Here is a 21,737-nt window from a genome sequence, read left to right as displayed (position 1 = left end):
TTCAAAAAATGTTAAGAAATCCTTTGACTTCTTAATAAAAATAATGTAAATTATCCTATGGACGAACATTTTTGATTAATAAAAATAAAATATTCGTATTTTAGGGGTGTAAATGATGGAAAACGTATTCGACTATGAAGATATTCAATTAATTCCTGCAAAATGTATTGTAAATAGCCGCTCTGAATGTGATACAACTGTCACTTTAGGAAAACATAAATTTAAATTACCTGTCGTACCTGCAAATATGCAAACGATTATTGATGAAAGAATTGCAACTTATTTAGCTGAGAACAACTACTTTTATATCATGCATCGTTTCCAACCAGAGAAACGAATCTCATTCATTAGAGATATGCAATCACGTGGATTAATCGCTTCTATCAGCGTTGGTGTAAAAGAGGACGAATATGAATTCGTACAACAATTAGCTGCTGAGCAACTTACACCTGAATATATCACGATTGATATCGCACACGGTCATTCTAATGCTGTGATCAACATGATTCAACATATTAAAAAACATTTACCAGAGAGCTTCGTTATCGCTGGAAACGTTGGAACTCCAGAAGCGGTAAGAGAATTAGAAAATGCTGGTGCCGATGCAACAAAAGTTGGTATTGGACCTGGTAAAGTTTGTATTACTAAAATTAAAACAGGCTTCGGAACTGGTGGTTGGCAGCTAGCTGCACTTCGCTGGTGTGCAAAAGCTGCAAGTAAGCCAATTATCGCTGATGGTGGTATTCGTACACACGGCGACGTAGCTAAATCTATTCGATTTGGGGCAACTATGGTCATGATCGGTTCTCTATTCGCTGGTCACGAAGAGTCTCCAGGGGAAACAATTGAAAGAGATGGCAAACTTTATAAAGAATACTTCGGTTCTGCTTCTGAATTCCAAAAGGGTGAGAAGAAAAACGTTGAAGGTAAGAAAATGTTCGTTGAGCATAAAGGTTCTTTAGAAGATACGTTAATCGAAATGGAACAAGATCTTCAATCTTCTATCTCTTACGCTGGCGGAACAAAATTAGACGCTATTCGTACTGTAGATTATGTTGTCGTGAAAAACTCGATTTTCAATGGTGACAAAGTATATTAATTCTTAAATTAACTCGAAGGACAAGCATTTTCATGCTTGTCCTTCTTTTTTGTATATAAAAATATAAAATATTTTAATTTAACTGAATTTTCTAGTATCATGTGTTTAGATAGTCTTAATAAGGAGGAGATACGACTTGAAAAATGTAATGGAAAATCGCCTTAATCGCGCAGAGGTACCTGCTGAACTAACATGGGATTTATCCGATTTGTATAATTCTGATGCCGAATGGCATGCTGCATTAAACGCATTGGAAAATGATATACAGAAACTTGATTCATTTAAAGGGCATTTACATACTAGCTCCCACACTTTATTAAATTGCCTACTTTTAGAAGAAGAGCTTTTAATGACGTTAACAAAACTATACTCATATGCAAATTTAAAAGAATCTACTGATCGTACAAATCCAAGTATTCAAGCGAACTCTTCCAAAATTTCTGCTTTATGGACGAAAGTACATACTGCACTATCCTTTATTCATAATGAAATCCTCTCATTCGACGAAGGAACAATTGAAAAATATTTAACTGAAGAAACAAAACTCGAACCTTTCCGTAAATCGTTACTAGAAATACTACAAAAAAGACAGCACACACTCTCTCCTGAAACAGAAGAAGCACTTGCTGCACTTGGCGAAGTTCATAGTTCTCCATACAAAATTTACGGCATGACTAAATTGGCCGATATGGATTTCACTTCTATACAAGACGAACAAGGAAACGAACTTCCTGTTTCATTCTCATTAGTTGAAAGCAAATATGAATTTTCTCCAAGCACATATATACGTCGAAAAGCATATTCATCATTTGTTTCCACACTAAAACGATATAAAAATACAATTGCCACAACATATGCTACTGAAGTAAAAAAACAAGTAACACTTTCTCGTTTACGTAAATATGAATCCGTTACCCATATGCTATTAGAACCACAAAAGGTTCCACTTGAAATGTATAACAACCAACTTGATATTATTTATAAAGAACTAGCACCTCATATGCGCCGTTTTGCAGATTTAAAAAGGAAAGTATTAGGACTCGATCAAATGCTTTTCTGTGACTTACATGCACCTTTAGATTCCGAATTTAATCCGTCGATTACTTATGAAGACGCAGGCACGCTCATTCAAGATTCTTTAAAAATATTAGGCGATGAATATAGTTCCATAATCGAAAAAGGATTCAAAGAAAGATGGGTAGATCTTGCAGATAACGTAGGTAAATCAACAGGAGCATTTTGCTCAAGTCCATACGGCTCTCATCCCTATATTTTAATTACATGGCAAAATACGATGCGCGGATGCTTTACATTAGCACATGAATTTGGACATGCTGGTCATTTTTATTTAGCAAATAAAAATCAACGTATTATGAACGTACGCCCATCTATGTACTTTGTTGAAGCACCATCAACTATGAATGAATTACTATTAGCTCAGCATTTACTAGCGACTACTGACGATAAGAGAATGCGCAGATGGGTTATTCTGCAACTACTTGGCACATATTATCACAACTTTGTTACTCACTTACTTGAGGGTGAATATCAACGTAGAGTATATGCTCTAGCAGAAGAAGGACAGGCCCTTACAGCTACAACTTTAACTGAAATCAAAACGAATGTCCTATCGACATTCTGGGGAGATTCTGTAGAAATCGATGAAGGTGCAGGCTTAACTTGGATGCGTCAACCTCATTATTATATGGGTCTATATTCTTATACATATTCCGCAGGCCTCACTGCATCCACTGCAGTAGCTCAAATGATTAAAGAGGAAAGACAACCTGCTATTGATCGCTGGTTAGATGTGCTTCGTGCTGGTGGTACAATGAAACCACTTGAACTAATGAAACATGCCGGAGTAGATATGTCAAAACCAGATGCAATCCGTAAAGCTGTTTCTTACGTTGGTTCATTAATTGATGAATTAGAGCATTCTTATCAAGAATAAAAAAATAAGCCCTCGCTTTAATGAGGGCTTATTTCATATTTACTTCCCAAACCGTTTGCGATATCCACATTTCCTGCAAAGTTCTTCAACCGCAACTCTTTTCGAAAATCCATCGACAATGTTTGTTGCTCTTTCACCTTCAATAATGTTAGAAAATGAATCATTATTAATATTCCCAAGGTTAATAATCCCTTCACCATCTAAACAACAAGGAATAACTGTTCCATTCGCTAAAATACCCGCTTGATTACGAAGTCCATGGCAGAATCCTTTCCCATCATCCTCTTCCTCATGTAATGCTGGCCACTGGAATTCATAGTCTTGATTAATAAAGACACGTTCTGCAATTTTTATACCTTTTCCTGGTGTAAGCTTCTCTTCAATTTGATAAGATAGATCAAATTCATTTTCAATTATAGATAATAACTCTCTATTTTTCTGGATTTCAGCATTTGTTTTATTATCCTGAGTTAAATTCCATAACCTTAACGATACAATTAAATCTGATTGACTTGTCGCTTCCCTAATGAAGGAAAGTATACTCCTTACATAGCCCTCTTTATCTTGCGAACCTGGATGTCCATCAAAACTATGCAGTGAAAAATTCATTTGTCTTAACGCAGGCTTATTTAACAGCCTATGTCTTCTCTTATTAATTAACGTTCCGTTCGTTGTAATATTAACTTTAAACCCTTTTTCATGACTTAAGTCTAATAGTTGATCTATTTTCGGATGGAGCAACGGCTCACCCTTCACGTGCAAATAAATGTAGTCTGTGTGAGGTTTAATTTGGTCTAATCTTTTAGCAAAATCCTCCACAGAAATGAATTGCTTCTGCCTTTCCGTCGGCGGACAAAAGCTACACGCAAGATTACATACACTCGTAATCTCCAAGTAAAACTTCTTAAACTTCTTCACCTTTAATTCCTCACTTCTCTAACTACTTATACTTTTTCCTCTTCATATTACAGCATATTTTTATGGAAATAGAAACATACTTATTTTAGGAAATCTACATACCATCTAATGATATTTAAAAGACCATCGGTAATTTTTGTCCAATGGTCTTTTTATCCTTTTATATGCAAAGAATAAATTTATTTATGATACGGTTCACCGTAACTATTCTAAATAAGGTTATTTTTTATTATTTTCATAATTAAATTTAACAAAAAAGGTAGTGCCTTCCGATCCTGTTTGAATTTCTATTTTTGCATTATGGCGGGCAGCAATGGCATAACATACACCTAGCCCCAATCCAGTTCCATTATCTTTGGTCGTGTAAAACGGCGTACCCAGTTTCTCTAATACTTCAGGCCTTATACCTTTTCCTTGATCCCGCACTGCAAGCACCACACAATTTTGACCTTCCTTGTAAGTGCTAATGGTTAGAACTTTCCCTGTATTCATCGCTTCTAAGCCATTACGATATAGATTCATTAATAATTGCCGTATTTCATTACGATTTAAAAGTAATTCTGGAATGTCATTTGTATCGACTTGAATATATTTATTTTGATTGTACGTATCAATCTTTATTAAAGGAATAATATCGTGGATAATTGAATTTAAATCTAACATCTGCAAATCCGATTTCCTTGTATTACCCATTGAGAGAAATTCAGTAATAATAGAATTGGCACGGTTAAGTTCTTCAATCATTAAATGAAAGTACTTATTATGTTTCTCATAGGTATTCTCTTCTTTTAATAACTGTAAAAATCCTAGTACTGTTGTCATTGGATTTCTAATTTCATGGCTGATACCTGCTGCCATTTGCCCTATTAAATCTATGTTGGATAATCTTTTCAATTCCTGTTCATATTTCTTTTTTTCCGTTATGTTTTTAAAAATACAACAAATACCATCATCATACGGGTATGCAATAACTTCGTGCCAATATTCATCTGCAGTAGAAAGAAATTCGAAATGAACTGTAGTTCGCTCTGACATCGCACGATGAAATTCCTTATACATAACTGTGTCGATTTCACTCGGGAAAACATCCCATATATTCTTTCCTAATACATCTTTTGCTGTTTTTCTTTTCGGAAAATATTGGTGCTTATTTACGTACGTAAATTCCCATTTATTATTTAAAATAAAAAATCCATCCGTAATACATTCAATCACACTTGTAACTTTTTCATTAGCAGCAGCTAGCTCTCTCGTTCGCTCTTCCACTATGCTTTCTAGTTGATCCATATATGACAAATTCGAAAACGTAGGGGCTGTGGCATCAACGATAGATTTTGCTAGTTGAAGTTGAGAATGATCATAATTGTGAGCTTTTCCTTCTTTGCCAACGACGATTACCCCTAATACTTCTCCAATTGAAACCAATGGAATCATCAATAGACCCTTATTATCTATATTTTTTGTTTGAATAACTTCTTGAATCTTGGCTTCATAGCTTTTCTCTGTCCAATGACAGCCCTTACTTAATTTCGTTGTTTTAATTGTTGTTTTATCTAGCGGATCTAGAAGATGGGCAGTCATATTTTTACTCTCTAAAATCTGTTCTAGGTAAAAAAAGCATTTATCAAAACTCTCCTGTATCGAGGAACACATTGATAAATCACGTGTAACATTTAGTAACAGCTGCTTCTCAGCAATAAGGTTTTCCTTTTGTTTTAAATTATTTGTGTTTTGAATTGCAACCGCAGCCATATTTACATAAGCTTCAACACTTTGAATTTCTGAATCTGTTAAGTTCATCGGAATTCCATAATCAAATAAAAAAACTAGACCAAATAACTCTTGCCCAAATGAGATAGGCAGAGCTAATAAGGAATTAATTTTGAATGCATTAACCGGTCTCGGATCTGGTCGATGATCCTTTGAGGTATCAGGAATATAGATGGTTTTTTTCGTTTCAATAACCTCTTTTGCCAGTAAGTCTATTTCAGGATCAATTACTTGAGTATCGAGCGTTACGCCATTTATAGTCTCTGGTTTTCCTGCAAACCCTCTAAATGTTCCATCTTCCTGGGGTAAATAAATTCCAACAGCATCGCACCTAACAATTTCCTCTGATATCGCCATTGTCACACGCTGCAATACGTCACGTAGTTCTAATTTCGTATTTATTATTTTTGTTATATTTGCGAGTCTAGAATATCTCGTCTGATCACTTACCATTCACATAGCCTCCAATTATAGGCATAATAAAATAAATATGATAATATCAGTGTTTTACATAGAATACATTACTTATGATACGGTTCTCCACGATTAATCCGAAACGCTCTATACACTTGCTCAAGCAACACTAATCGCATTAATTGGTGTGGCAATGTCATCTTTGAAAAAGAAAGTGATTCATTTGAACGCTTCATCACTTCTGAGCTTAGTCCAAGTGATCCACCAATTACAAATGCGACTTTACTCTTTCCGTATGTAGCAAGGCGATCTAGACTTACCGCAAATTCTTCTGATGACTTTTGCTTTCCTTCTATAGCTAATGCAATCACATGCGTGTCATCAGAAATTTTATCGAGTATACGTATACCTTCTTTTTCCTTTACAATTAACATTTCTGCTTCACTTAAATTTTCTGGCGCCTTTTCATCAGGTAATTCAATTACTTCTACTTTTGCGTATGCAGATAATCGTTTTAAGTATTCTGCTATACCTTGTTTCAAATATTTTTCTTTTAATTTCCCAATTGAAATAATCGAGATATTCACACGTATCCTCCACCTTACAAACATGTTATCCACAAAACTTATCCACATATCCACAAATACTACCCACATATTGTGTGAGAATCTGTGTTCGATACAACATATGTCGCCTCATTTTGACAAAATTCACATGTTTTTTTCTCTTTCCCTGAGTTATCCACATTGTTGATAACTGGTGCAACTTCACACTCATCCACAATAATATCTAACGCTAATTCAACATGTTCTAAACAACAAGGTAAATTCATTTTCTACACCTCACTTTTCTACAATAGAAAACAGGAGGTAGGCCCTCCTGTTTTTAATACTTTTGAATGCCTAATTTCACTGTTGTTGTTACTCTTTTTGTACCACGATAAAACGTAAGAGTCATTTTATCATTAATTTCCTTATCATATAAGGCCGTACGGAATCCAATAATATCGCGAATCGGTTTTCCATCTACTGCCACAATAACATCATGTTCTCTTAAACCAGCATCCGCACCTGGCGAAGGACTTTTCACATCCAAAATACAAACGCCCTCTGTTACAGTACCTGGTAAATGTAATGTTTTTGACCAATAATAGTTTGGGATTTCATTTAATGACCTAAGTTCAATCCCAACATACGGTCTTCTTACTTTTCCATACTTCTCAAGTTCATTCATAATCGGAACAGCTCTAGTCACCGGAATAGCAAGGCCGATTCCTTCTACTTCTTTTGCAGCAATTTTCATTGAATTAATACCAATTAATTGTCCTGCTGCATTTACAAGCGCACCACCACTATTCCCCGGATTAATCGCTGCATCTGTTTGTAACACTTCTACTTGCCAATCATAATGTCCATCTTGATCTAAATCTACAGGGACAATACGTTCATTAGCTGAAATAATACCTTGTGTAACTGTTCCAGAAAATTGCAGTCCAAGTGGGTTTCCAATCGCAATAACTGGTTCTCCTCTGCGAACAGTATTAGAATCGCCAATTTCAATTATTTTTTTCACATGCTTTGCATCTATTTCTAATACAGCTAAATCTGTGACTACATCGGTTCCTAATACTTTTCCAGGAACCTTCTTACCATCACTTAGACTTACTTCAATACGATTCGCTCCAGCTACAACATGATTATTCGTTACAATATAAGCTTGACCATCTGTCTTTTTATAAATTACTCCTGATCCTGTACCGGCCTCTGAATCTGCCTCTGAAAAATTATCTCGTTGAATGTTAATAACACCCACAACAGCTTCAGATGCACGATCAACAGCATCTACAAAGCTAATCTGTTTAATCCCTTGAGCTTCAGCCATATTACTTCCGCTTGCTTCAGCTTGCGGAAGCGTATCAGCAGAATTCGAAAATAAAGGCGCTCCAAACGCAAATAAAGAAGCTCCTACAATTGTTCCCGCTATACTCGAAAGAACTATACCTTTGTGCTTCTTTTTTCCTGCACGTTTCATACGATAACTTTCTTCATCAATAAAGGACATATTTGTTCACCTATCTTCCTGAAAACAACTATATTCACCTTTATTGTTTACTAAAATGAAGAATTATACGTATTGAATTTTTGTAGGCATTTTTGGATCTGTATCGTGAATTTCAAAGGATTCACCCACTCCAAATCCTTTTTCCTCTAGTACTTGTGATACTGACATACGCGCTAGTTCTTTCATATTATTATCTAAGCTTAAATGAGCTAAATAAATATGCTTTGTCTCATCTGTAATTACATCTGCCATCGCTAATGCAGCATCCTCATTACAAACATGCCCAACGTCACTTAAAATACGTCGTTTAATGCTCCATGGATAACGTCCCATACGAAGCATTTCTACATCATGATTACTTTCAAATACGAAAGCATTAGCTCCCTTAATAACGCCCTTCATACGGTCACTTACGTATCCCGTATCTGTAATAAGCGCTAATTTCCTATTATTGTTATGGAAAGCATAAAACATCGGTTCTGCCGCATCATGAGAAACTCCAAATGACTCGACTTCAATATCACCAAATGTTTTCACATCACCAACTGAGAAAATAAACTTTTGTTCAGTTGGGATATTTCCTATTAAATGTTCCATTGCATTCCATGTTTTCTCATTCGCATAAACAGGTAAATCATATTTACGTGCCAATACACCTAATCCTTTAATATGATCACTATGCTCATGCGTTACAAGAATACCTGATACATCATTTATATTTAGTTCTGCTTGTTTAAATAAAGCCTCTGTTGCTTTACCACTTAAACCTGCGTCGACTAGTAATTTTTTTTCATCGGTTCCTACGTATAGCATATTTCCTGTACTTCCACTTGCAAGTACGCTAAAATGCAACCCCATTCTTTCTCACTCCAGTATGTTCATCAACCACTTGATTTTCCTTTTCTCCTAATTCCATAACTTGTCCTTCAATTGCATTCACAAAGAAGTCCTGCTTCTGCTCCGTTTTTAAATTCCACGTTGGAGCAAGTACTTGGTTATTAGAAGTAGATGCGGTAAGAGTGGCATAACCAATTTGCGCTTCTTTAACATGCGTATTTCCATGAATTTTATTTTTTAAATACAAATTTTCTAAAGCTGTTTGAGCCGTAATAATTTCTTGCTCTTTCGTTTTTTCACCTTCGCCCATTTCTTTTAAATCAGTTAGCATTGTCTGCGTATATGAAACAAGTTCATTTTTTTCATTTAATTCCACAACAATCATCGCCTGATTATTATAGAAAATAGGCTTATCTTTATATTTTTGGAAGAAATAAATTTTAGAGTCTTTCACCGCTCCAAATTCATATTTTTGTCCATCCAATACATAGTTCTTCAAAAATTCATTATACTTATCTTTTGATAATGATTTCGTATTTAAAAAAGGCTCTTTTAGCTTACTTTCTATCTTGTACATATTTTGTATATGCACCGTTTGATTTTTCAAAGACTGTATATCTTCTTCTTTAAAGGCTTTATTTTCCGCTCTAATAAATGACTCTTTTTTCGGTTCTTTAGGGATATTTCCCATCGTAATTTTATTTGCTTTTAATTCTTGATCTATCTTTGTTTCTGCAATAAGCTCCAATTGATTACTATCTTGCTTTTGAATGAATTGGAAAATGAGAAAGAGGTCCAAAACAAAAAAGGTCACAATAAATATGGTTTTAATCCGATCCCAATCCATTTAGTCCTCCCTCACTCCACTCATAGATTTTCTGTTTACCTGTTTCATCTTCAACAAGCTTTACATACCAAATTGGTTGTAGTCGAACCACTTGCCCATCTAGTGATAACTTGTATCCAATGCCAATATCCTTAATTACTTGTTTCTTTATCTCTGGATTATTTTCTAGGGATGCTATTACAACATGCCCTGACGGAAGAGTAACCTTCTGTTCTATACCTTTAGTATTTAAAGACAGCAACGGTCTTTCATATTCCATTACTTCTTCTGATCCCCATACTTGTCTTAATTCCGCTAATCCATCTGCATTGAATACTGGATATCCATCTTCATTTAAGCGAAATACTGTCTCTCCTTTATTCATATAGTCCAAACGATATGAATCCAAACTCCCACTGTGACCACTTACAAATTCAAAGCTTTTTTGTAAAAGCATTAAATTATCTATCGTTTTCTCAGTTAAGACAGAAGAGTTTTTATACTTTAGCATGTGACGATCGTTTTCAATTTCCATGGATCTAATACCATCTGTAAATGTTTCTTTCGACATCTCGGTAATCGGACTTAAATAACGAGGATCACTAAACAGAGCATTCTTAAACGTATCAACTGCTAAATTAGATGAAATATATGTTATATTGCTTAACTCTGTCGTTCCATCTGGTAAAAATAATTTTTTCATATCATTGAGTTGATAATCAAAATAAGGTTTTGCTGATACTATAAATTGATTTTGGGCATTTACAATATCTTTTAAATACAAGCCACTTAATTTTGCCTCGTATATTTTAAAGTTATCACCATCAGAAACAAAGTTAATTTTAATTTCTTGATCCTTACTTCTAGAAGGATCAAGGAGAATACGATTAAAGTGTTTAGGCTTATCTGTACTTTTCTCTTTCATGTTAAACATGGATTTAACTGCATCAAATGGGATATCGGTAGGGAAAACAAGTTCAACTTTCCCTTCACCATGCACATATGAAAGGAAATCACCCTTAGTGATTGATATCTCTCTAAAATCATGTAGTTCCCCTACTTCCAGGGGCTTATAGATTGATTCTATATCTGCCTCTCTTCTGCTCCCATAATGATTTTTATCTTTATGCACGATGATAGAAGTAGGACGGACAACATCGGAAATTTTAGTTTGGTTCATTCCTTCATTCCCCTGTACAAATTTCGCGTTTTGCATGGATGTAGAATCTGGCACATACGTCCATAGATTAAAAGTAAGAAATAGGCTAATTACAACTAGGTTAATTAAAACTATTGTTTTAAAGTTTTCCATACTCATTCCCAATCGTCCTCTTCATCTGCTGCCATTGGTAACGTGAAATAAATAGTTGTCCCTTTTCCTTCTTCACTCTTCGCCCAAATAGAGCCACCATGTGCCTCAATCATTTCTTTTGCAATTGCTAATCCAAGTCCCGTACCACCCATTTGTCTTGAACGAGCTTTATCTACGCGATAAAAACGTTCAAAGATTTTATCAACGTTTTCTTTTGGAATACCCATTCCTTGGTCACTTACACTAATTTCTAATAAATCACCGCGATCACGTAAACGATATGTTACTGTTCCACCTTCTGGTGAATACTTTAATGCGTTAGAAATAATGTTATACAGCACTTGAGTAATTTTGTCAGTATCCATATCAATAAATCTAGATTTCTTAGAGAAAGATCGTTTGAAACTTACATTTTGCTCTTTAGACATTTCAAAGCGATCAATAATATTATTAAAGAAATCAGTAAAGTCGACCCATTCTTTCATTAAACGATGCTCTGTACTATCCAATTTAGATAGCTGTAACAACGCATTTACAAGTCTAATCATTCTTTCTGTTTCTTCTTGTGTAACCGTTAAAAATTGTGGTGCAATATTTGGATCCTGCCATGCTCCATCTGTAAGTGCCTCTAAATAACTGCGCATCGTCGTTAATGGCGTCCTTAATTCATGAGAGACATTTGCCACAAACTCACGGCGTTCCCGTTCTATACGTTCCTGCTCTGTTACATCATATAGTACAGCAATTAAGCCGTTTGCCTTCCCTGTTTCTTTTTGAATAACAGAGAAACTAGCACGTAAAATATATGGTTCATTTCTCGTACTAAAATCTAATAAAACAGAATCTGGCTCTTCATATAAATGATCGAGCGTAAATTCTTCCTGTATCCCTAATACCTCTAAAACAGATTGATCGAGCGCTGTTTCACGAGAAACATTTAACATCTTTTCCGCAGGGTCATTTAGTAAAATAATATCCCCTTTTCGATCAGTAGCAATTACTCCATCTGTCATATGTGATAAAACAGATGATAATTTACGCCTTTCACTTTCTGTAGAAGAACGAGCTTGTTGTAATTTTTTCGATAAATTATTGAAGGATAATGCCAGTTGTCCAATTTCATCATGGCTATGCACTTTTACTTTTCTGGAATAATTTCCTTTTGCCATTTCGATTGCTTGTCTCCGCATATCTGAAATTGGTCTTGTAATTGTTTGAGCCAACAAAATCCCAAGTACGGCCGTTACTAATAAAGCAATTACTGTTCCCGTAGCAAAAATTTGATTTATATCCTTCATTTGTTTATATACATCTTCCATAGATGCCACAATGTAAATAACACCAAGCGCATCCTTACCGTTATCATCTAGAATCGGAGTAAGCATAACTTGAACACGATGACCTGTACTACCATCCTTCTCAATTTTCACTTCTGGCTTTTTTTGTACTAACACTCGCTGAACAGCTATATCAGTTGATGTTCGATTCACCTTATTCTGCTTTGATTCATCTGAAATAGCCAGTAACTTTCTGTGCGAATCAAATACACTTACCTCTTGTATAACTTTCTTCTGATCAGAGGCAAATTTTCGAATTGACGTTTTAATCGTTTCATCTGTTGACTCTGTTTCTGCTTTTGTATAACTTTTTTTAAACTCTTGCTTCAAATTATATGATAATAAGTTTGTTTGCTGCGTTAAAGAATCCCTAAAACCTTGTACTAAGCTCTTCTCTAATTCCCTTACGAAATATACTCCAATAACTTGCATCGCTATTAATATTAATAGCATATATATAAGCACAAATTTTAAATGAATAGATTGAAAAAAACCAACTTTCTTCATATACTATTCCTGCTCTGGGTCACGCAAGTAATACCCTACTCCACGTCTAGTTACAATTAAAGTAGGATGGCTTGGATTATCTTCAATTTTTTCACGCAAACGACGTACTGTAACGTCTACTGTGCGCACATCTCCAAAATAGTCATAACCCCAAACTGTTTGTAATAAATGTTCGCGTGTCATAACTTGTCCTAAATGTTTCGCTAAATAATGTAGCAACTCAAATTCACGATGTGTAAGCTCGATATTTTCCTCGCGCTTCGTTACACTATATGCATTTGGATTAATCACAATTGGTCCAATAACCATTTCTGTATTTTCTTCTTTTTCCGCAGCACCACCTTGTTGATGGCGGCGTAAATTCGCCTTCACACGAGCAAGTAATTCCCTTGTACTAAATGGCTTCGTTACATAATCATCTGCCCCAAGCTCAAGCCCTAATACTTTATCAATCTCAGAGTCCTTTGCTGTAAGCATAATAATCGGCATTTCTGAGCTTTTACGTATTTCACGGCAAACCTCTAAGCCGTCTTTACCTGGTAGCATAATATCTAATAAAACCATATCTGGTTGCTCTTCATTAGCCTTTTCAATTGCTTCATCACCATCATGTGCCATTACTATTTCAAAACCTTCTTTTTCTAAGTTAAACTTCAAAATATCTGCAATCGGCTTTTCATCATCAACTACTAAAATTTTCTTTCCCATCATCGTCTATTTCCTCCTTATAAAAATATGGTCAATAATCCCTAAACATATTGATGTTTACATAGTATGTCCTATATGACCGCATCCTTTGTTTAAGTATTTTCTCCTCTATTCTCATAGACTCATGTATGATCCACTTTTACACGGCATCTTATACGATCTATAGAAAAACCTCTAGCTTCAACTGCTAGAGGCTCCTCGTTCTATTTTAAAATAACTACTCAGTTTTGTAAAATTACATAAATAAAAAGGATATTAAGTGGGCCCACTTAATATCCTGAGAGTGGCTCGGGACGGAATCGAACCGCCGACACGAGGATTTTCAGTCCTCTGCTCTACCGACTGAGCTACCGAGCCAAAACTATATATAAAACCACTAATGGTGGTATAAACAAAAGTGGCGGTCCCGACCGGGGTCGAACCGGCGATCTCCTGCGTGACAGGCAGGCATGTTAACCACTACACCACGGGACCAAAAATAAGCAAAAAAAAACATGACCCGTACGGGATTCGAACCCGTGTTACCGCCGTGAAAGGGCGGTGTCTTAACCACTTGACCAACGGGCCACGAAAAATAAAATGGTGAGCCATGAAGGACTCGAACCTTCGACCCTCTGATTAAAAGTCAGATGCTCTACCAACTGAGCTAATGGCTCATACTCACCAACGTCATATTTTCGTGACGACAAGATGTATCATAACATGTATTCTATATTTATTGCAATACTTTTTTCGTTTTTTTATAAAAGAATAAGAAAAAACTCATGCGGACATGAGTTTTTTCTAAACACTATTAATTAAGCTTCGTATACGTTACGAACAATATTTGTTTGGTTACGATCTGGTCCAACTGAGAACATAGATATTTGAATTCCTGTTAACTCAGAAACACGTTCTACGTATTTTCGTGCATTTTCAGGAAGTTCATCTAATGATTTTACACCAGTAATATCTTCTTCCCAACCTGGAAGCTCTTCATATACAGGCTCACATTTTGCTAAAATGTTTAAGTTAGCTGGAACTTCATCAATAACTTCACCATTGTATTTGTAAGCAACACAAATTTTAAGAGTTGGAATACCTGTTAAAACGTCGATAGAATTTAATGATAGATCCGTTAAACCACTAACACGACGTGCATGTCTTACAACAACGCTATCGAACCAACCTACGCGGCGTGGACGACCAGTTGTCGTTCCATACTCGCGACCAACTTCACGAATTTGATGACCAATTTCATCATGAAGCTCAGTAGGGAATGGACCATCACCAACGCGGCTTGTATATGCTTTACATACACCTACAACGCGAGTAACTTTCGCAGGACCAACTCCAGTTCCAACTGTTACACCACCAGCAATTGGGTTAGAAGATGTAACGAACGGGTACGTACCGTGGTCAATATCAAGCATAACACCTTGCGCACCTTCAAATAATACACGGTGATTATTATCTAATGCATCATTTAATACAACAGATGTATCACATACATATTGCGCGATTTGTTGCCCGTACTCGAAGTACTCTTCGAAAATTTCTTCTACAGTGAAACCTTCTGTATCGTACATTTTTTCAAACAAACGATTTTTTTCTACTAAATTGCGCTCAAGCTTCTCTTTAAATGCTTCACGGTCTAAAAGATCAGCCATACGAATACCAATACGAGCAGCTTTATCCATATATGCAGGACCGATACCTTTTTTCGTTGTACCGATTTTGTTATCACCTTTACTTGCTTCTTCTAACTCATCTTGCTTTAAGTGGTAAGGTAAAATAACATGTGCACGGTTACTTACACGTAAATTATCAGTACTTACACCACGATCGTGTAAGTATTTTAACTCTTCAAGTAATGCTTTTGGATCTACTACTAATCCGTTTCCGATTACACAAATTTTCTCTTTATAGAAAATACCAGATGGAATTAAGTGTAATTTATATTTAACTCCGCCGAAAACAATTGTATGTCCCGCGTTATTTCCACCTTGATATCTTGCAACTACTTCCGCATGCTCAGAAAGAAAATCAGTGATTTTACCTTTTCCTTCGTCGCCCCATTGTGTTCCTACAACTACTACTGAAGACATTATTAAAGCACCTCCGCAATTTTCAAACGATCTATTCAAACAATATAATTGTACCAAAACCGAAAAAGAAGTCAACCGAAAAGCGAACATTTTTTCATAAAAAAACTTTTTCGTTCGTAAGAATTATATATTTAACTTATGAAAGCCTTATCTTTCTTATAAAAAAAAAGAAACACATCTTATTATAAGAAATGTGTTTCTTTTTTATACTGCCTTTATGCCGGCGGAGCATGTCCATCCTCAAAACGACGTTCTAAGTTAACGAACTTATTGAACTCTTTGACGAATGCAAGTTCCACTGAACCTACTGGACCGTTACGCTGTTTTGCAATAATAATTTCAATTGTATTTTTGTTTTCCGTTTCTCGATCATAGTAGTCTTCACGATATAGGAAAGCTACAATATCAGCATCCTGCTCAATACTTCCAGATTCACGAATATCAGACATCATCGGGCGTTTATCTTGACGAGATTCTACACCACGAGATAACTGTGATAAAGCAATAACAGGCACTTGCAATTCACGTGCAATCCCTTTTAAGGTACGAGAAATCTCAGATACTTCCTGCTGACGGTTTTCTCCTGATTTCCCACTTCCTTGAATAAGCTGCAAATAGTCAATCAAAATCATACCAAGACCTTGTTCTTGCTTTAATCTACGACATTTTGCTCGAATCTCATTTACTTTAATACCTGGCGTATCATCAATATATATACCAGCATTTGAGAGACTCCCCATTGCCATTGTTAATTTTGCCCAATCATCGGAAGTTAATGAACCAGTACGAAGTCTTTGTGCATCAATATTCCCTTCTGCACAAAGCATACGCATAACAAGCTGATCAGCACCCATCTCCAAACTAAAAATCGCTACATTTTCATCGGTTTTCGTCGCTACGTTTTGTGCAATATTTAATGAAAATGCCGTTTTCCCTACTGATGGACGTGCTGCCACGATAATTAAATCATTTCGTTGGAAACCTGCTGTCATCTTATCTAATTCAGTAAACCCAGTTGGTATCCCAGTAACTTCACCCTTTTGATTATGCAAAAGTTCAATTTTGTCATAAGCATCTACAAGAACATCTTTAATGTTTTGGAATGCTTTTGCATTCGTTTGATGGGATACTTCTAATATTTTTTTCTCAGCCTCATTTAAAAGACCATCCACATCATCTTCTCTCTCGTATCCATCCGATACAATATGAGTCGCCGTGCGAATTAAACGACGTAAAAGCGCCTTTTCAGCGATGATGCGTGCGTAATATTCTACGTTAGCTGCAGTTGGCACAACTTCTGCTAACTCTGCTAAGTAAGAAACCCCACCAACTTCTTCTAGTAATCCTTGATCAGCCATTGCTGATGTCATCATTACTAAGTCGATCGGCTCTCCCTTATCAGATAGCCCAAGCATGACTTCAAAAATCTTTTGATGTTTCGTTCGATAGAACGAATCAGGTACCAATAACTCTGATGCTGAAGTTAACGCATCTTGATCAATCAATATGGCCCCTAAAACCGCCTGCTCAGCCTCTATATTATGCGGAGGGGTACGATCAGCAAGTACATCACTCATACGCAATCCTCCTTGCTTAATTTATTTTTATTGTTCACTAACATGAACTTTTACTGTTGCTGTTACTTGTGGATGCAATTTCACAGTAACGTTTGTATAACCTAACGCGCGGATTGCATCGTCCATTTCAAATTTACGTTTATCAAGCTTAATCTTGTGTGATTTTTGCATTGCATCTACGATTTGTTTGCTTGTGATAGAACCAAATAAACGGCCACCTTCTCCAGATTTCGCCTTTAATTCTACAGTTAATTTCTCTAAAATCTCTTTTAACTCTTTTGCATTTTCAAGCTCTGCTGCTGCATCTTTTTCTTCTTTACGCTTTTGAGCTTCTAAAGTTTTCATACTGCTATTTGTTGCTTCAGCAGCTAATCCTTGTTTTAATAAGAAGTTATTTGCATAGCCATCTGGTACGTTTTTTACTTCTCCTTTTTTACCTTTACCTTTTACGTCTTTTAGAAAAATTACTTTCATGATTGTGTGCCTCCCTGTAAATAGTCATCAATAACAAATCGAAGCTTCTCCTCAGCTTCATCTACTGTAACATTTTTCATCTGTGTGGCTGCATTCGTCAAATGCCCGCCACCGCCTAAGTTTTCCATAATTAGCTGCACATTCACTTCACCTAAAGACCTGCTGCTAATTCCAATGAGGTTCTCGCCACGTTTCGCAACAACAAATGATGCAATAATCCCTGTCATCGTTAATAACGTGTCTGCCGATTGCGCAATAAGCACTTGATCGTAGTAATCATCACTATCAACTTTAGCAATCGCAATTCCATTTTTATAAATGTACGCATTTTTTATAGCTTTTGCAACCCGTAAATACTGATCCATATCTTCCTTTAAAAGTTCTTGTACAAGTACAGTATCTGCACCATGCGAGCGTAAATAAGAAGCAGCATCAAATGTACGAGCCCCTGTCCGGAATGTGAAACTTTTCGTGTCGACAATAATACCCGCTAACAATGCCGTCGCTTCTAACATTGTCATCTTTAAATTTTTAGGTTGATACTCAAGTAATTCTGTAACCAATTCTGCTGTTGAAGAAGCATATGGTTCCATATAAACTAGCAATGGGTCTTCAATAAAATCTTCTCCACGGCGATGATGATCAATAACTACTACATTTTCAATTTTACGTAACAGTTTTTGCTCCATCACCATCGAAGGTTTATGCGTATCGACAACAACAAGTAACGACTCATCATTTGCAAATTCCATCGCTTGCTCTGGAGTAATAAAACGAGACCATAACTCCTCATTTTGTTTCACTTTGTCCATCAAACGCTTAATTCCTTTATCGGAATCATTTTCATCTAACACAATATATCCTTTACGCTCATTTAATTGAGCTACTTTTAAAATACCAATCGCAGCACCAATTGCGTCCATATCGGGAGCCCTATGCCCCATAATAATGACATTACTACTTTCTAATACTAAATCCTTTAACGCATGCGAAATGACCCTAGCGCGTACACGGGTACGTTTTTCAACCGGATTTGTCTTACCTCCATAGAACTTAACTTTACCTGTCGCTTGTTTAATAGCTACTTGGTCTCCCCCACGCCCAAGCGCAAGATCTAAACCAGATTGAGCCATTGCTCCAAGCTCTGATAAAGGTAAATCACCTGATCCGACACCCACACTTAATGTAAGTGGTATATTCCTTTTAGATGTTTCTTCACGCACCTGATCTAAAATGCTAAATTTCCCTTTCTCCATCTGCGTCAAAATACTTTCATTTAGCACAACGAAGAATCTTTCTGAAGATGCACGTTTTAAATACGCACCATACTTAAGTGCCCATTCATTTAGTCGCGATGTCACAAGACTTGTTATATTCGTACGTAATTGATCATCTAATCCTTGTGTAACTTCATCATAATTATCCAAATAGATGACAGCTAAAACAGTCCTTTGATCCTCGTACATCTTTTCGATTTCTGTTTGTTCCGTTACATCAAAGAAATAAATTAACTTTTCTTCTTTCCTTACAAAAACGCGAAACTTTCGATTATTTAAAGAGACTATATCATCAGAAGTTTCTCCTTTAATGAAAAGAAGTAATGTTTCTGATACATCGTAAAGGTGCCATCCAGCTAATGCATGCTGTCCCAGACATGAAGATAAATAAGGATTTGCCCAATCAATCCCATAATCCTTATTGTATAACAAAATACCAATCGGCATCTGGTTAAATGCTTCATTACTCACTTTCTTTACCCTTGTAATCATATCTGTCGTATGCTTTTCGAAATTCCTTTGAAAATTAAGTTCAAATCGTATAACGATAAAGAATACGATACAAAAAATGACAAAAGCAGCTATCCCCATAATTAAATGAAAATAACAGAGAATTGAAATGAGCACAAACACAAAAAATGCCAATACATAAACAGGATATAAAAACCACTGTTTCTTATCAAATTCAGGCATGTATACAACTCCTATAAAGTAAAACTAACTCACCTTCCAGTTAGTTAAACAGATTAAAATAGTATAAGGAATATTATTTTATCCCCCTATTTTAGAACGCAATGAAATCCCTAAGTCAATTATACCTAAGATTGTCACAAGAGGAAACAGCATCGGAATAAACATGCATGCAATAAAACTAATAATAGGAACCCCTTTAGTAAAACCTTTTCTATACGCTAAAAAGGCGATAAATGTCAGACCTTGCAGTACAAGCAATAGTGCAAATATGACATTTAGGTTAGAAAATACCATATGTAAATATGATGTTGGTTCTACTTTTATAAAAGTTGCTAACAAAATAAACATAACGTAATACCAAATGATACTCTTTGGTAATTGTATATCTTTAAATTTAGGCCAAGATATAACGTCATGTTTTAACTTTTTCAAAACACTACCTGATATTATCACTGTAATCCAAGAAAAACATACTGAAACTAGCAAAAGTATACTCGGAAGTAACGATTGTAATATATCATTCATTTGTGCAAGTAACTCTTTTTGTTCCTTACTAATCGGCATACCTGTAGCACTTACTATCTTTTCGCTTTTCGCCATACTTTCACTAAATATACTTTGCATTTGCTTCATTATATCTATGTTGAAAAACTTTATACTCGCAACATAAATAAGTACAAAACCAATTAAGTATGCAAGCGTCCCAGCTATTAAGATTTCCACTGGCTTTTTTCTTGTTTTATACATATATCCTAAAACAATCCCTATCAATCCAAACATAATTGTCTTCACTAAATTCATCGGTTGACTCACAATAATAGTAACAAAAAGTGCCGCTACAAAAACCACGAGCACATTAGATAGTTTATGTCTTATCATTAATAGTATAAATGGTAACGGCAACGCAAAAGTTACAACTGTACCCAAAATCGGAACATACATAGATATAAGCAATAACATTGCATATATAGCCAACAACGCGGCACCTTCAGTAATAAATCTTGCTTGTTTCACATTTTAACCTCTCTTTCAAAAAAGAAAAGCATAGCAAAATGCACAGTAGAGTCCGACTCTACTGTGCATTTCATACGCTATTATTCACCAACATATGGTAAAAGTGCCATTTGACGAGCACGTTTAATTGCAACTGTAAGTTTGCGTTGGTATTTCGCGCTTGTTCCTGTTACACGACGAGGTAAAATTTTACCACGCTCAGAAACGAAACGTTTTAATAAATCAACATCTTTATAGTCAATGCGAGTGATGCCGTTAGCTGTGAAGAAACACACCTTACGACGTTTCGCACGTCCACCTTTGCGTCCTGCCATGTCTATTTCCCTCCATTCTTTGTTAAAACTAACAAATTTACTGTATTAGAACGGTAAATCGTCGTCGGAAATGTCGATCGGTTGACCTACATTTGAAAATGGATCGTCATTCTTCGTAAATCCAGAGTTACCTTGGTTACCTGAATTACTAGATTGACCAAATGGGTTAGAGCCTTGGTTACCGAAACCAGCTCCTGATGGTTGCTGATTAAATGAACCACGTTGCTCCCCACCGCCATTACGCGGCTCTAAAAATTGCACGCTTTCCGCAAGAACTTCTGTTACGTATACACGTTTACCATCTTGTCCCTCATAATTACGAGTTTGAAGACGTCCATCTACGCCTGCTAAGCTACCTTTTTTCAAATAATTTGCTACGTTTTCTGCTTGTTTACGCCATATTACACAATTAATAAAGTCAGCTTCACGCTCACCTTGTTGATTGGCAAATGCGCGATTCACAGCTAACGTAAAAGTAGCTACTGCAACACCATTGGGCGTGTAACGTAAGTCAGGGTCCTTAGTTAAACGACCAACGAGGATAACACGATTCATCAA

General features: G+C 35.9%; 19 protein-coding genes and 4 tRNA genes. 2 read left to right on the top strand and 21 right to left on the bottom strand.

Annotated features, from left to right (window positions below):
- Positions 1-115: 115 nt before the first annotated feature.
- Together guaC and pepF are read left to right on the top strand one after the other, a co-directional pair.
- Positions 116-1,099, top strand: a complete 984-nt coding sequence (gene guaC / locus ACQGS6_RS04680; protein ID WP_000432447.1) for a GMP reductase — start codon at positions 116-118, stop codon at positions 1,097-1,099.
- Between the two features lie 136 nt (positions 1,100-1,235).
- A complete protein-coding gene (gene pepF, locus ACQGS6_RS04675; RefSeq protein WP_426964928.1) occupies positions 1,236-3,053 on the top strand; it encodes an oligoendopeptidase F in 1,818 nt (605 codons plus the stop codon).
- 39 nt (positions 3,054-3,092) lie between these two features.
- Here pepF and ACQGS6_RS04670 read toward each other — a convergent pair whose 3' ends face one another.
- The 21 genes from ACQGS6_RS04670 to ssb form a co-directional block, all read right to left on the bottom strand.
- Positions 3,093-3,971, bottom strand: coding sequence for a radical SAM/SPASM domain-containing protein (locus ACQGS6_RS04670; protein ID WP_000713633.1), 879 nt, complete (start codon positions 3,969-3,971; stop codon positions 3,093-3,095).
- A gap of 219 nt (positions 3,972-4,190) precedes the next feature.
- The gene (locus tag ACQGS6_RS04665) at positions 4,191-6,194 is read right to left on the bottom strand and encodes a GAF domain-containing sensor histidine kinase (RefSeq protein ID WP_426964927.1); all 2,004 of its coding nucleotides are present in this window, start codon (positions 6,192-6,194) and stop codon (positions 4,191-4,193) included.
- A 68-nt stretch (positions 6,195-6,262) separates the two neighbouring features.
- Positions 6,263-6,742 (bottom strand): 23S rRNA (pseudouridine(1915)-N(3))-methyltransferase RlmH, encoded by a 480-nt coding sequence (rlmH, locus tag ACQGS6_RS04660; RefSeq protein WP_001027003.1) that lies wholly within the window; start codon positions 6,740-6,742, stop codon positions 6,263-6,265.
- A gap of 59 nt (positions 6,743-6,801) precedes the next feature.
- Positions 6,802-6,987, bottom strand: a complete 186-nt coding sequence (locus ACQGS6_RS04655; RefSeq protein ID WP_001052831.1) for a CxxH/CxxC protein — start codon at positions 6,985-6,987, stop codon at positions 6,802-6,804.
- A gap of 53 nt (positions 6,988-7,040) precedes the next feature.
- Positions 7,041-8,216: a S1C family serine protease gene (locus ACQGS6_RS04650; protein WP_000008042.1), complete on the bottom strand. Its 1,176-nt coding sequence runs from the start codon at positions 8,214-8,216 to the stop codon at positions 7,041-7,043.
- Between the two features lie 63 nt (positions 8,217-8,279).
- Entirely contained in the window at positions 8,280-9,074 is a 795-nt protein-coding gene (locus tag ACQGS6_RS04645; RefSeq protein WP_000522837.1) for an MBL fold metallo-hydrolase, read from the bottom strand.
- Complete coding sequence (locus ACQGS6_RS04640) at positions 9,058-9,900, bottom strand: two-component system regulatory protein YycI (RefSeq protein ID WP_000383740.1); 843 nt, start codon at positions 9,898-9,900, stop codon at positions 9,058-9,060. Before ACQGS6_RS04640 ends, ACQGS6_RS04645 begins: the two co-directional genes overlap by 17 nt.
- Entirely contained in the window at positions 9,881-11,197 is a 1,317-nt protein-coding gene (locus ACQGS6_RS04635) for a YycH family regulatory protein (RefSeq protein WP_000061563.1), read from the bottom strand. The genes ACQGS6_RS04640 and ACQGS6_RS04635 overlap by 20 nt, the downstream gene beginning before the upstream one ends.
- A complete protein-coding gene (gene walK, locus ACQGS6_RS04630) occupies positions 11,194-13,035 on the bottom strand; it encodes a cell wall metabolism sensor histidine kinase WalK (protein WP_000755367.1) in 1,842 nt (613 codons plus the stop codon). The genes ACQGS6_RS04635 and walK overlap by 4 nt, the downstream gene beginning before the upstream one ends.
- A gap of 3 nt (positions 13,036-13,038) precedes the next feature.
- Entirely contained in the window at positions 13,039-13,746 is a 708-nt protein-coding gene (gene walR, locus ACQGS6_RS04625; RefSeq protein ID WP_000971865.1) for a cell wall metabolism DNA-binding response regulator WalR, read from the bottom strand.
- Between the two features lie 281 nt (positions 13,747-14,027).
- Positions 14,028-14,100, bottom strand: a tRNA-Phe gene (locus tag ACQGS6_RS04620).
- Between the two features lie 41 nt (positions 14,101-14,141).
- Positions 14,142-14,217: transfer RNA gene (locus tag ACQGS6_RS04615), tRNA-Asp, on the bottom strand.
- Between the two features lie 21 nt (positions 14,218-14,238).
- Positions 14,239-14,310 (bottom strand) — tRNA-Glu (locus ACQGS6_RS04610).
- 13 nt (positions 14,311-14,323) lie between these two features.
- A tRNA-Lys gene (locus ACQGS6_RS04605) sits at positions 14,324-14,399 on the bottom strand.
- Between the two features lie 141 nt (positions 14,400-14,540).
- On the bottom strand, positions 14,541-15,830 hold the full coding sequence (locus ACQGS6_RS04600) for an adenylosuccinate synthase (protein ID WP_000100238.1): 1,290 nt from the start codon (positions 15,828-15,830) through the stop codon (positions 14,541-14,543).
- 215 nt (positions 15,831-16,045) lie between these two features.
- Positions 16,046-17,407 carry a replicative DNA helicase gene (gene dnaB / locus ACQGS6_RS04595; protein WP_001286148.1) on the bottom strand — a complete coding sequence of 454 codons (1,362 nt, stop codon included), beginning with the start codon at positions 17,405-17,407 and terminating at the stop codon, positions 16,046-16,048.
- Positions 17,408-17,434: 27 nt separating this feature from the next.
- Positions 17,435-17,881, bottom strand: coding sequence for a 50S ribosomal protein L9 (gene rplI / locus ACQGS6_RS04590; RefSeq protein ID WP_000864227.1), 447 nt, complete (start codon positions 17,879-17,881; stop codon positions 17,435-17,437).
- Entirely contained in the window at positions 17,878-19,851 is a 1,974-nt protein-coding gene (locus tag ACQGS6_RS04585; RefSeq protein WP_001113789.1) for a DHH family phosphoesterase, read from the bottom strand. The genes rplI and ACQGS6_RS04585 overlap by 4 nt, the downstream gene beginning before the upstream one ends.
- A gap of 78 nt (positions 19,852-19,929) precedes the next feature.
- Complete coding sequence (locus ACQGS6_RS04580) at positions 19,930-20,865, bottom strand: YybS family protein (RefSeq protein ID WP_025966407.1); 936 nt, start codon at positions 20,863-20,865, stop codon at positions 19,930-19,932.
- Positions 20,866-20,945: 80 nt separating this feature from the next.
- Positions 20,946-21,179, bottom strand: a complete 234-nt coding sequence (rpsR, locus tag ACQGS6_RS04575; RefSeq protein WP_000918873.1) for a 30S ribosomal protein S18 — start codon at positions 21,177-21,179, stop codon at positions 20,946-20,948.
- 45 nt (positions 21,180-21,224) lie between these two features.
- Positions 21,225-21,737: a single-stranded DNA-binding protein gene (gene ssb, locus ACQGS6_RS04570; protein ID WP_000981966.1), complete on the bottom strand. Its 513-nt coding sequence runs from the start codon at positions 21,735-21,737 to the stop codon at positions 21,225-21,227.

It is taken from the genome of Bacillus sp. GMs2/2, from assembly GCF_050172095.1.
In the GTDB taxonomy this organism is placed as follows: Bacteria; Bacillota; Bacilli; order Bacillales; family Bacillaceae_G; genus Bacillus_A; species Bacillus_A cereus.
The sequence above is the reverse complement of the archived record's forward strand: the minus strand, read 5'-3'. Positions and strand labels throughout refer to the sequence as shown.

What these genes read in the sequence shown, in the direction of transcription:
- rplI (WP_000864227.1), bottom strand. Translation starts at nt 17,881, where the DNA reads ATGAAAGTAATTTTTCTAAAAGACGTAAAAGGTAAAGGTAAAAAAGGA.
- walR (WP_000971865.1), bottom strand. Translation starts at nt 13,746, where the DNA reads ATGATGGGAAAGAAAATTTTAGTAGTTGATGATGAAAAGCCGATTGCA.
- ACQGS6_RS04665 (WP_426964927.1), bottom strand. Translation starts at nt 6,194, where the DNA reads ATGGTAAGTGATCAGACGAGATATTCTAGACTCGCAAATATAACAAAA.
- ACQGS6_RS04640 (WP_000383740.1), bottom strand. Translation starts at nt 9,900, where the DNA reads ATGGATTGGGATCGGATTAAAACCATATTTATTGTGACCTTTTTTGTT.
- ACQGS6_RS04600 (WP_000100238.1), bottom strand. Translation starts at nt 15,830, where the DNA reads ATGTCTTCAGTAGTAGTTGTAGGAACACAATGGGGCGACGAAGGAAAA.
- ACQGS6_RS04650 (WP_000008042.1), bottom strand. Translation starts at nt 8,216, where the DNA reads ATGTCCTTTATTGATGAAGAAAGTTATCGTATGAAACGTGCAGGAAAA.
- ACQGS6_RS04645 (WP_000522837.1), bottom strand. Translation starts at nt 9,074, where the DNA reads ATGGGGTTGCATTTTAGCGTACTTGCAAGTGGAAGTACAGGAAATATG.
- rpsR (WP_000918873.1), bottom strand. Translation starts at nt 21,179, where the DNA reads ATGGCAGGACGCAAAGGTGGACGTGCGAAACGTCGTAAGGTGTGTTTC.
- ACQGS6_RS04635 (WP_000061563.1), bottom strand. Translation starts at nt 11,197, where the DNA reads ATGAGTATGGAAAACTTTAAAACAATAGTTTTAATTAACCTAGTTGTA.
- ACQGS6_RS04655 (WP_001052831.1), bottom strand. Translation starts at nt 6,987, where the DNA reads ATGAATTTACCTTGTTGTTTAGAACATGTTGAATTAGCGTTAGATATT.
- ACQGS6_RS04585 (WP_001113789.1), bottom strand. Translation starts at nt 19,851, where the DNA reads ATGCCTGAATTTGATAAGAAACAGTGGTTTTTATATCCTGTTTATGTA.
- walK (WP_000755367.1), bottom strand. Translation starts at nt 13,035, where the DNA reads ATGAAGAAAGTTGGTTTTTTTCAATCTATTCATTTAAAATTTGTGCTT.
- dnaB (WP_001286148.1), bottom strand. Translation starts at nt 17,407, where the DNA reads ATGAGTGATGTACTTGCTGATCGTACCCCTCCGCATAATATAGAGGCT.
- guaC (WP_000432447.1), top strand. Translation starts at nt 116, where the DNA reads ATGGAAAACGTATTCGACTATGAAGATATTCAATTAATTCCTGCAAAA.